The sequence below is a fragment of the Bdellovibrio sp. NC01 genome (assembly GCF_006874625.1).
Taxonomy (GTDB): Bacteria; Bdellovibrionota; Bdellovibrionia; order Bdellovibrionales; family Bdellovibrionaceae; genus Bdellovibrio.
The window spans coordinates 872,059-883,822 of the sequence record NZ_CP030034.1; the positions used below are offsets into that span (position 1 = coordinate 872,059).

Genomic DNA, 11,764 nt, shown 5'->3' on the forward strand with positions numbered 1-11,764 from the left:
GGATTTTTACGTTATAGTGGGTTTATGAAAAAGGACGATATCTTTTATACAGCAATGCTTGCCCGCGATCACCGCTTCGATGGGAAGTTCTTTGTAGGAGTGAAAACGACTGGAATCTATTGTCGTCCGATTTGTCCTGCGAAACCTAAGCGCGAAAATGTCGAATTTTTTGCGAATCATCATGCGGCGGAAAAAGCGGGCTATCGCCCCTGTTTACGTTGCCGTCCTGAAAGTGCGCCGCAATCACCAGCATGGGTTGGTACGACCGCCGTCGTACAACGTGCCATAAAGGTCCTAAATAATTTGGAAAGCATCGAATTCAACGAAGATCGCTTCGCTGAATTGTTTGGTTTAAGTGCTCGCCATTTGCGTCGCTTGTTCATGGAAGAGGTCGGCAAGACGCCAAAGCAAATTGCTTTTGAAAATCGTCTGAATCTTTCACGAAAACTGATTAGTGAAACGCAGTTGGCGATGACCGAAGTGGCCTTTGCCTCTGGATTTTCTTCGATCCGTCGTTTTAATGATGCCTTTAAAGAACGTTTTAAGAAAACTCCATCGCAGATTCGTCGCCAAAAAATAAAAGACGGGGAGCCTTTGCGCATTTCATTACCTTATCGCCCGCCGTTTGATTTTGAGGGACTGATGATGTCGTACTTCAATCATCGTGTTGGCGATTTGGAATGGTTCGAAGATGGAAAGATGCATCGCATTTTTTCGTTGAACGGGCAGGTTGGGAAAGTCGCAATTAGCAATGATGTTGAGATGTCTGCGTTGATGCTTGAAATTGACTTCCCAGATACGACGATGATCCATGCGATTGTCACTCGCGTGCGCAATGTATTCGATTTGGATTCTGATCCATTGGTTATTGCCAATACTCTTGAGCAAATTCCAGTCGTGAAAAAGATGTATCGTAAATTTCCGGGAGTGCGTTTGCCATCGGGATGGGACCCGTTTGAAATTGCCATCGCTGCGATTCTTGGACAACTGGTTAGTATTGAGCGGGGTCGTTCGCTTGTTCATGATCTGATGGCGATGTTAGGGGATGAAATCGAATATGGCGGAAAGATCTATCGTCTATTTCCGACGGCTCAACAAATTGTCGATGGAGATTTGACGAAACTGAAAACGACCACGGCGCGAAAGATGGCCCTAAAGGGTTTTGCACGAGCGATCGCGGAAGGAAAGCTGTCTTTAGAGTCGACTCAAGATGTGGATCTGTTTCATAAAAATATTTTATCTATCAAAGGCATTGGCCCGTGGACTGCGAATTACATCGCATTGAAAGCCTTGCGCGGCACAGATGTTTTTCCGGCGACGGATTTAATTTTGGGAAGAGCCTTGCAGCAACATGCTAAGGATATTTTAGACAAAGTCAGTCCATGGCGAGGCTATCTGGCGGCACTCATGTGGCGTGAATATGGTAAAGGAGCAAACAAATGATTCAGTGGGAACTTAAGACAGCGGTGGGATCCATGTTCATCGTAGCTTCTGAAAAAGGTTTGCGTGGAATTTATTGGAAGAAACAAGACATTCCATTTGCGAGCTCTTTACGAGATCGCACGGAAGGCATGTGTATGGTTCGTGAAACTGTTGAACAAATCGAATCCTATCTGCGCGGCGATTTGAAGAAGTTCACGTTGCAATTAGATCTGATTGGCACTGAATTTCAAAAACTGGTTTGGGCTGAACTTTTAAAAATCCCTTATGGTAAAACTCTGTCTTATAAAGAGCTGGCAGAAAAAGTGAATAAACCCAAAGCCTGTCGCGCGGTGGGGACGGCAAATGGCAGAAATCCGATTTCTATTGTTGTCCCTTGTCATAGAGTTATCGCCAGTGATGGCACTTTGGGAGGATATGCCGGAGGTTTGCCGGCGAAGTCGAAACTTCTCGCTCTTGAAAGTTTAAAGCTTTAAGATTTCTTTAGGGGGAGTCATGGCGCAGTTTCGTAAAGGTTCATCAGTGACTTGGTCGTGGGCTGGTGGGACGATTCACGGTAAAGTCGAAGAAGTTTTTAAAGAGTCCGTTTCTAAAACGATTAAGGGTAAGAAGATCACACGCCATGGTTCAGAAGAAGAGCCTGCCTATTTAGTTCGCGCGGATTCCGGCAATATTGCGCTGAAATTGGAACGAGAACTTCGCAAGTCATTAAAGACGAAAATCAAAATTGTATTTGAGCCTTTGCCGTAGTTAGACACCAGCTTCCGGTTTTTGTGACTTGCGCGGAGAAGTTTTCTTTTCCGTTGAGTCTTTAATTTTCACCTTGTTCATCAGATCCTCGAGCGCAAAGATTAATTCTTTATCTATACTATCGATTAAGAGTTTCAGTTGTTGCTCGGTGATCGGCTCGGTCTTGGAGCGCTCAACTCTTTCTGCAAGATCCTTTAAACGCAGGGCGCCCAGTATTGCGGCAGACGATTTTAGAGTGTGCGCAATTGGCGGAATAGCTTCGAAGTTTTTACTGTCCAGGTGAATGCGCATTTTGCTGACGGCCTCTGGCGCGTCCTCGGCAAATATTTCGACGAGCTCTTTAAAGAACTTTTCTGAATGAGCTCCTGCTTGTGCTTTTAATTTCTTCACAGTGATTTCGTCGATGGCAGAGCGGCCTCTGGCAATCCACTTTTCAATTTTAAATGCCAGATCATTAAAGGCAATGGGCTTACTGATATAGTCATTCATTCCGGCTTCAAGGCATAATTCAATATCGCCTTTAATTGCATTCGCCGTCGTTGCTAGAATAGGGATGGCTTTATTCGCAGTCCCTGCTTGTCCTTGGCGAATGGCCCGGGTTGCCTCGTAACCGTCCATAATGGGCATCTGTGCATCCATTAAGATTAAGTCGAAGTCTTCATTCTGAAGTATTTGAATTGCAAGTTGTCCGTTTTCAACAACCTTACAGGTGCAGCCCATAAGCCCAAGCATTTCTTCTGCGACCTTTTGATTGATACGATTGTCTTCGGCTACAAGAATATGCGCTTGCAATGGCTTCACCGAGCTAATGCTTGAAATGGATTGAATGGAATGATCGTACTTCGCAATTTTTAACGTCAGTGAAAAGAAAAAGCGTGAGCCTTGGCCGGCGACGCTTTCGGCATCGATCGTTCCATTCATCATCTCGACAATTTGTTTGGAAATCGCAAGTCCTAAACCTGTGCCACCATAACGGCGGCTCATAGAGTTATCGCCTTGTGAAAAGCTTTGGAAAAGTTTAGCACGCGTTTCGTGATCGAAGCCAACTCCTCGGTCGATCACTTCGAATAAAAGCTTGGCACTGCTGTGATCTTCGTATTCTTGTTTGCTGACTCGTAAAAGAATGGGCCCTTGATCGGAAAACTTGATGGCGTTATTTAAAAGATTTAGCAGAATCTGACGGATACGTAAGGGATCGCCGGTATAGAATTCGGGAACTTCCTCTTGCACGTCCAAAATAATTTCTAGGTTCTTTGCTTTCGCGGAGTATTCGACGATAGAGACTGTGCTTTTTAAAAGAGAGGCCAGTTCAAAGTTTGTTTCTTCGAGTTGAAATTTTCCAGACTCGATTTTTGAAAAATCCAAAATGTCGTTGATAAGTGACAACAAGGATGCGGAAGAAGTTTTGATGGTTTCGACATATTCCATTTGTCGATCGTTTAAGGGGGAGTGTTCAAGCAACTTCGACATACCTATGATTCCGTTCAGAGGTGTGCGAATTTCGTGACTCATGTTTGCAAGAAATGAGGACTTTAGTTTCAGCATTTCTTGAGACTTTTTGTTGGCGGCCTCCAGGTAAAGCTCTCCTGCTTTACGATTTTTGATTTCTTTACGCCATGTAAAAATCGCGAGCAGGAAAAGTCCCGCGCCACATAACAAGGCAATAGTGAAAAGCAGCATGATTTGGCGAAGATGATTTTCGGCGGAAACGACGCGTTCTTCTAATGTCGCAGCTTCTTCATTGATGAAATCGACTAGCGTTTGTTCGATTTCGGCGACGGTTGAATCTGAAAGTGTATTTTGTAATTCCCGGGCATTCGCACGAAGTCCATTGCTTATGTCAGATGCACGTTGGTACCAATCCTTTAGTTTTGTCTCTGTCAGAAATGAAATTTTTTGAACTCTTCTTGTCTGAATTTTGTTGTTTCCTTGAAGGTCGTGCAAATTACGTAAGCCGGCGCGAACCTCATTCTCTGCAGCGCTGAAATCTTCTAGGCTTGTGGATTGTGGATGAAGATAGAGCGCACTGAGTGAGTTTTTAGATTTTTCAAATGCACTTTTAAATCCACGGGCTTCATAAAGATTGCGGTCGGTATTTTGACGTAATACCGCCGCTGTTTGAAAATTTCTTGCGGACACAAACGACAGCAAAGCTATAAGCAGCAACGTCAACAGACCTATGGTGGCGACAAGGCGAGGAGATTTTAATTTCCACTCTTGTAAAAGATTGGTCAACATGAAGGAATTTATATCTGAAAAATTTTGATATCCCAAAGAGGACTTCGCAAACTAAACAAATGACACATTTAAATCAGTGGAATATTTGATCGTTTACATAGACGATTACGGTATAGCTCCCAGTGGAAGGAGGCTTGTCTGGAAACGCAAAGCAAAAGAGTACTTCTTGTCGAAGATGCTCGAGACATACAACACATCGTAAAAGCAACGATCGGTGAACTTTGTACGCTGAAGTGTGTAGAGACGACTGCTGAAGCGGATATCGAACTACGCAATAGCAACTACGCTTTGTTATTGCTTGATGTGAATCTTCCAGATCGTGATGGTTTTGAGTATTGCCGCGAGCTGCGTAGCCAAAGAATGTTTTATGATCTGCCTATTATCATTCTTACCGGACAATCACAGCTTGATAGCAAAGTTCATGCGTTTGAACTAGGTGCTGACGATTACATTACGAAGCCGTTTGAGGCGCGGGAATTAAAAGCGCGTGTTCTTTCGAAGCTCCGTCGTAGTGGGAAAGCGAATGAGACTTCGTTTTTCGCCGGGGGGTTTAGAGTCGACTTCTCGGTGCAGAAAATTTTTTCGATTGCTGATGATGAAAAGGAAACCGCTCTGAATTTGACTCCGATCGAATTTAAGTTGTTGAGCCATTTCTTGCAAAACGAAGGCAAGATTTTTTCCCGCCAAGAATTGCTCGATTTGTTTTGGGCTGACAGCATGTACGTATCTAAACATACAGTGGATACTCACATTTCTTCGCTAAGAAAAAAAATGGGTCCCGCGGGAGCGAGCTTGCGTTCGATCTTTAAGCAGGGTTATCGTTTCGCAGCGGGAATGGGGCCAAAGACCAAATCTCATTTTGACAAACAGGTCGATTTGTAAGAATCTTCGGCATGCCCCAAGCCAGTTTATCATCAGAGCACGCCGATATTATTTTCTATAACGGATTCATTTCCACGTTAGATCAAACAAATAAAGAAGTTCAAGCGGTCGCAGTCAAAGGCGATCGTATTATCCTGACGGGTACAGATGCGGATGTCATGAAAATGAAATCCGCTTCCACGAAATTAGTCGACCTCAAAAAGAAAAGATTAATTCCAGGTTTGATCGATAGCCATATGCACGTCATTCGTGGGGGATTGAACTACAATATGGAATTGCGCTGGGATGGGGTCGAATCTTTGGCGGTTGCTTTGCGTATGTTGAAAGAACAAGTGCAAAGAACTCCGGCGCCACAATGGGTGCGTGTTGTTGGTGGCTTTACGGCACATCAATTCAAAGAAAAGCGTTTGCCAACTTTGCAAGAGATCAACGAGATCTCTCCGGATACGCCTGTATTTATTTTGCATCTGTATGATCGTGCCTTGATTAACCAAGCGGCACTGCGTGTTTGTGGATTTACTAAAGACACTCCAAATCCTCCTGGTGGAGAGATTGAACGTGATGCTCATGGAAATCCAACGGGTATGTTGATTGCGAAGCCGAATGCTTTGATTTTATATTCGACTCTTGCCAAAGGCCCGAAGCTGCCTTTGGAATATCAAATCAATTCGACTCGTCATTTTATGCGTGAAATGAATCGTCTTGGTGTGACGGGTGTTATCGATGCGGGCGGTGGTTTCCAAAACTATCCGGAAGACTATGATGTGATTGATCGCTTGGCCAAGGATCAACAACTGACAATTCGAATCGCCTATAACCTCTTCACACAGAAACCAAAAGGGGAGCTTGAGGATTTCAAGCGTTGGACTGATACAGTTCAGTATGGTCAAGGCAGCAATTATTATAAACACAATGGTGCTGGCGAGATGTTGGTGTTTTCAGCGGCAGACTTTGAAGATTTCCGCCAACCTCGCCCGGATATGCCAGAAACTATGGAGCACGAGCTTGAAGACGTCGTGCGCTTATTAGCGGAAAAACGTTGGCCGTTCCGTATGCATGCGACTTACAACGAAACAATTGAACGTGCGTTGAATGTTTTTGAAAAAGTGAATCGCGATATTCCATTCAATGGATTGCACTGGTTCTTCGATCACGCCGAAACTGTGAATCAAAAAAATATTGATCGCATTGCTGCGCTTGGTGGCGGTATCGCCATTCAGCATCGCATGGCTTATCAAGGTGAATACTTCGTTGAACGTTATGGGGCGAAAGCTGCTCAGGAAACGCCACCAGTGAAACGAATGTTGCAGGCGGGGGTTACTGTCGGCGCCGGTACTGATGCGACTCGTGTTGCGAGCTACAATCCGTGGATTTGTCTGTATTGGCTGGTCACTGGAAATACCTTGGGTGGACTTAATCTTTATCCACAAGAAAATTGTTTGGATCGTGAAAAGGCATTAAGTCTTTGGACGAAAGAGAACACTTGGTTTTCGAATGAAGAGGGTATCAAGGGGCAAATCAAAGTCGGGCAGCTTGCTGACTTTGTTCTGCTAAGTGATGATTTCTTTAAAGTGGAGAGCGAGAAAATCAAAGATATCACTTCATTGATGACCGTCGTTGGCGGAAAAATCGTGCATGGTGATGGAGAGTATGAATCACTGGCTCCAGAGCTTCCTCCGGCAAAGCCTGATTGGTCGCCTGTCAATTATTTTGGGGGATATCAATCAAGAGCACTCGAATCAAAACGTTTCGCCTTTGATTCGAGTGTATTAAAGAAGTGCTGTTCTATTCACCCTGATGTGAAGAAGTTCAGAAACTCTTTAGAAGAAGTTGTTTTGGATTGGAGTCTGGGCTGCTCGTGTTGGGCCTTTTAGTTATTTCCAACTGGAGAGGTAATCGACTGCTGCAAGATATCTAGTACTCGCGCAAGTCCTTCAGGCATGTCAGAGTGATAGTGACGCTCTAAATCCATCATGTATTCAACATGGTACTTCGCTTCATTTCTTGCCTGAGCCGAAAGGTTTGGGTTCGTTTCGATTTGTTGCATAAGTGCTTCCAATTTTTGCATTGTCGGCGTCGGTGCCGATTCAGCATGGGCGGTTGCGCCAATCAAAGTTGCGGCATTGTTTTTTCATCTTAATCTCCTTGTTGATTTGTTTGGTTCTTCAGTAAAGCAATGGCGATACCAACTTAAGACACTCTGAAAGTGCGCTAATTTGAATTTGAGTCCTGGTGTGACGGGCTTCCGACAGGGCGCTTGTTGGTTGCCCGGTCAAAGTCGAGATTCCGACACATTCGTCAATTACATCTGAGTGAGACTCATCTAAGTTGTTGAAAGCACTCAGGTTGGCTGTAAAGAAATGTTCAAATTCCTCTTTAGAATCGTCGTAAATATGCCGTTTATATAAGTGACCATAAAATGTGAATATTGAATGAGGCTATTGAATGTTACTGAACGCCCTTCAAAAACTTGTACATTGTTTAGCACCACGAATCGTGGCGGGTTTTCTCGTACTTGTTCCATCCCTGGTTTCAGCATCTCCGGCAGCTCTCACTTATCAAGGTCGTATCATCAAATCTGACGGCACTCCGTTGGAATATAATAACGTCAGCTTCATTTTTGAAATCACAGATCCGACGGGTGCGTGTGTTGTTTATCGTGAGCAAGTGAACGGTTACAACATGACGAATTCCAGTGGCGTGTTTGACGTCGCAATCGGTAAGGGCACTGTTGTGTTTCCTGCTGGTGGTTCATTTTCAGTTCTGGATTCTTTTAACAATAGCGTTGCTTCTTTGAATTGTCGCAATAGCGGAACTCCCTATGTTCCAGCGGTCGATGATCTTCGTAAATTGCGTGTGCAATTTTATGACGGCGTAGGTTGGCAGACAATTTCCCCGGATTCGCAAATTCGTTCGGTTCCATTTGCAGGATATTCTTTATCTGCGCAAAAAATCGGTGCGCACACTGCGAATGATTTCATTTTGAAAAGTGAAGTGAATAATCCAGGCGCTGGAAGTCTGTCGTGTGATAACGGCAATTTCTTGACGTGGGATTCAACAACGATGAAGTTCGGTTGTGCTGGTGTCGCGGGGGCAAGTGGCGGTACCGTCAAAACTGTGACTGCGTCTGCGGGAAGTGCTCCGTATTTGTCGGTCAGCGCAGATACAACAAATCCGGTTATTACTTTGAACGTTGGAACGGTCGCGGGCACAGTTGCGGCGGGAAATGATTCGCGCTTTACAGATGCGCGTGCGCCAACGGGGGCAGCAGGTGGCGCCTTGACGGGCACTTATCCAAATCCTGGTTTGGCTGATAATACTGTTACGACAGCGAAAATCGTCGACAACGCCGTTTCGACTGCAAAATTATTTTCTAATCCTGGTATCAATCGCATCGTCATGACGGACTCGTCAACGGGTGCGACTCTTGCGCCGTTGTCGTGTGCTTCGGGGCAAGTTTTGACATGGAATGTGGCGACGGGTTGGCAGTGTACGAATCAAACTTCATTAGCAGTCGGATCTGCTTCTGTCAGTGCGAACTTCACTGGTTCCCTTGCTGGAGATGTCAGTGGTACGCAAGGCGCGACGAGTGTTGATAAAATTAAAGGTTATGCTTTGAATTTTGCGACCGCGCCGACAAATGGTCAGGTGCTAAAATATAATGGCACACAATGGGTTGCGGCTGCATCTGATGGCGGTACGATTACAGGACTTAATTCAGATGTCTCAGCATCTGGTTCTGGTGTTGTTGCGGCCACTGTTAATTCAGTCGGTGGTTCAACAGCTGCGAATGTGCATTCTGCAGAACTTGCGGCGAATGCAGCGACCAATGCTAACACGGCTTCGACAATTATTAAACGTGATGCCTCTGGGAATTTTGCGGCTAGTAATGCAACTTTAAATAGTGTGATTCTTAAAGATGGTTCGACGAATACAGTCACGCTGCAAGCGCCAGCATCGGTCACTTCTTCTTATGTTTTGAAATTCCCAACGGCAGTAGGTTCTGCAAATCAAGTTTTAACGACGGATGCATCGGGTAATTTGTCGTGGACTTCACCCGCGGTTACCTCTGGCATTAGTGTAACTTCGCCTATCACAAACTCTGGTACAGCAAGTGCCCCGGTGATTGGTATTCAGGCGGCAAGCGGTTCACAGAACGGTTATCTGTCATCTGCGGATTGGACGACATTTAATTCGAAACAAGCTGCAGGTAATTACATCACTGCTTTGACTGGTGATGTGACGGCGACAGGCCCTGGTTCTGTGGCTTCAACAGTTGCCAAACTTCAGGGATCTACGTTAACGATCACGACTCCAGCAAATAAAGATTATTTGAAATACAATGGCACAGCATTTGTGAATTCACCTTTGGCAGCGAGTGATTTAAGCGGAACAATTCCTGCTGCGAATCTTCCAGCATTTACTGGTGATGTGACATCTTCTGCAGGCTCAACGACTCTAACGTTAGCAGCAGCGGGCACTGCTGGGACATATTATAAGGTCACAACGGACTCTAAAGGCCGTGTCACATCAGGGGCGGCATCACTTGTTGCTGCAGATATTCCTTCTTTGGATTGGGCAAAGATCACGACGGGTAAGCCGAATACCTTAAGTGGTTACGGCATCATTGATCAGTTAGTATCAAATGCGGGTGGCACTCCGTCGATTCAAACGGGTGTTGATGCTTCGAAACCAGGAACGCCTTCTGCGGGCGCAATTTATTTCGCGACCGATTCAAAAGTTATTTATCAATATAATGGTGGTACTTGGGTTTCAATCGCTTCTGCGACCGGTTCTGGTGGTACGATCACTGGTGTAACTGCTGGCACTGGATTGTCTGGTGGTGGTACAACTGGTTCGGTGACATTGAATCTTGCAAATACGGCGGTGACAGCGGGTTCTTATACTCGTGCTACGATCACAGTGGATGCGCAAGGCCGTATCACTTCGGCGGCGAATGGTGCTGCTATCGATTTAACTTCGGGTGTGACAAATATTTTGCCTATTGCAAATGGTGGTACGGGGGCTTCGACCGCATTGGGTGCGATCAATGCGTTGTCTCCGTTAACGACAAAGGGTGATATCTTAGTTCGCGATGCCACAAATAACATCCGCTTACCCGTCGGTACAAATGCACAAGTTTTGTCGGCTGATTCCACACAGGCAAGTGGCTTGAAATGGATTACTCCAACGAACGGAACTGTGACGAATGTAACTGGCACTTTGCCCATCGTCGTTGCAACAGGCACGACGACTCCGGCAATCAGTGTGAATGCAGCGACCACCTCTGCACAAGGTGTGGTACAAGTAGGTTCTGGTATCGCTGTTTCTTCGGGTACTATTTCTGCTGATCCTGCGAATTTCCCGTCTGCAGTTCCAGTTTCTAAAGGTGGTACGGCAGCGACTTCAATTACGGCAAATAGTTTGGTTGCGGCAAATGGCACGGGCACGGCTTATCAGTCGTTTACTTGTGGAGTCGGTCAGACTATTACGTTTAATGCCAGTGGTGTTGCGGGCTGTTCGACATATACGGCAGCAGGTATGTACTTGAATGGTGGTAATAGCTTTGGTGCTGCGGCGACGATCGGTACGAATGACAACTACTCTTTAGGTTTTGAAATTAATAACGCAGTTAAGATGACTTTGGATACAACGGGCTTCTTGGGAATTGGTTCAGCGTCACCTGTGCGCGATTTACATATTAAACGTGATAATGATGGCGGTACGGGTGTGACGTTGGATAATGCGACAACGGGCACGTCGGCACGATCTATTATCAGTCTTAATTCCGATGGCGGCGGTTTTGAAATTTTCAGTACCAGCACGACATTTTCCGGAACATATGGTGCATTGCCAGTTGCGGATGCGGCGGTGATTCGTTCCTATTCAAGTGCGGGCCTTCGTCCAAGCAATATGTTTATCGGTACCGGTGGGGCAGATCCTTTACATCTTATCACGGGCAATTCGCCACGTTTAAGTATTGATGGCACAGGTAATGTGGGTATCGGTACGACGGCGCCAAGCGAAGTTTTGGAAGTCAATGGTAACGTCAAAGCCGCATCTTATCTTTACACTTCAGATGCGCGCCTGAAAAAAGATATCATTACGTTGCCAGATGCTTTGGGAAAAGTTCTGCAACTTCGTGGTGTGAATTTCGTTTGGAAAAGCAATGATGAAAAGACCATGGGTTTCATCGCTCAGGAAGTTGAAAAGATTTATCCAGAGCTTGTAAAAACAGATGCGAAGACAGGATATAAAGCCGTACAATACGGAAACATCGTCGCTGTATTAGTGGAAGCTTTGAAAGAAGAGCATAAACAACGTGTGCAAGCTCAGCGTGGTATCGCTAGTGTACAAGACGATTCGCAAGCACGACTGCAAAAGCTTGAAAAAGAAAATGAAGATTTAAAAGCAAGACTTGAAAGACTCGAGAAATTGCTGAGCAATAAGTAGT

At 45.3% G+C, this 11,764-nt stretch carries 8 protein-coding genes; 6 read left to right on the forward strand and 2 right to left on the reverse strand.

What is annotated here, in order from left to right:
- The first annotated feature begins 24 nt into the window (after positions 1-24).
- Genes DOE51_RS04240 through DOE51_RS04250 form a run of 3 tightly spaced genes read left to right on the forward strand, consistent with a single transcriptional unit; the run spans position 25 to position 2,190 of the window.
- Positions 25-1,443: an Ada metal-binding domain-containing protein gene (locus DOE51_RS04240; protein ID WP_142695329.1), complete on the forward strand. Its 1,419-nt coding sequence runs from the start codon at positions 25-27 to the stop codon at positions 1,441-1,443.
- Complete coding sequence (locus tag DOE51_RS04245; RefSeq protein ID WP_142695330.1) at positions 1,440-1,916, forward strand: methylated-DNA--[protein]-cysteine S-methyltransferase; 477 nt, start codon at positions 1,440-1,442, stop codon at positions 1,914-1,916. The genes DOE51_RS04240 and DOE51_RS04245 overlap by 4 nt, the downstream gene beginning before the upstream one ends.
- Positions 1,917-1,935: 19 nt before the next feature.
- A complete protein-coding gene (locus DOE51_RS04250; protein WP_142695331.1) occupies positions 1,936-2,190 on the forward strand; it encodes a DUF2945 domain-containing protein in 255 nt (84 codons plus the stop codon).
- Here the strand turns inward: DOE51_RS04250 and DOE51_RS04255 are convergent, their stop codons facing one another.
- Positions 2,191-4,428: an ATP-binding protein gene (locus tag DOE51_RS04255; protein WP_142695332.1), complete on the reverse strand. Its 2,238-nt coding sequence runs from the start codon at positions 4,426-4,428 to the stop codon at positions 2,191-2,193. It abuts the gene before it with no gap.
- Between the two features lie 138 nt (positions 4,429-4,566).
- Between DOE51_RS04255 and DOE51_RS04260 the strand changes: the two genes are divergently transcribed.
- Both DOE51_RS04260 and DOE51_RS04265 read left to right on the forward strand, forming a co-directional pair.
- Positions 4,567-5,310, forward strand: coding sequence for a response regulator transcription factor (locus DOE51_RS04260; protein WP_256373179.1), 744 nt, complete (start codon positions 4,567-4,569; stop codon positions 5,308-5,310).
- A gap of 11 nt (positions 5,311-5,321) precedes the next feature.
- Complete coding sequence (locus tag DOE51_RS04265; protein WP_142695334.1) at positions 5,322-7,184, forward strand: amidohydrolase; 1,863 nt, start codon at positions 5,322-5,324, stop codon at positions 7,182-7,184.
- Here DOE51_RS04265 and DOE51_RS04270 read toward each other — a convergent pair.
- The gene (locus DOE51_RS04270) at positions 7,181-7,357 is read right to left on the reverse strand and encodes a hypothetical protein (protein WP_210415561.1); all 177 of its coding nucleotides are present in this window, start codon (positions 7,355-7,357) and stop codon (positions 7,181-7,183) included. The two genes, DOE51_RS04265 and DOE51_RS04270, sit on opposite strands and share 4 nt — an antisense overlap.
- Before the next feature lie 398 nt (positions 7,358-7,755).
- On the opposite strand from DOE51_RS04270, the gene DOE51_RS04275 reads away from it, so the two are divergent.
- Entirely contained in the window at positions 7,756-11,763 is a 4,008-nt protein-coding gene (locus tag DOE51_RS04275) for a tail fiber domain-containing protein (protein ID WP_142695335.1), read from the forward strand.
- Position 11,764: the final 1 nt, after the last annotated feature.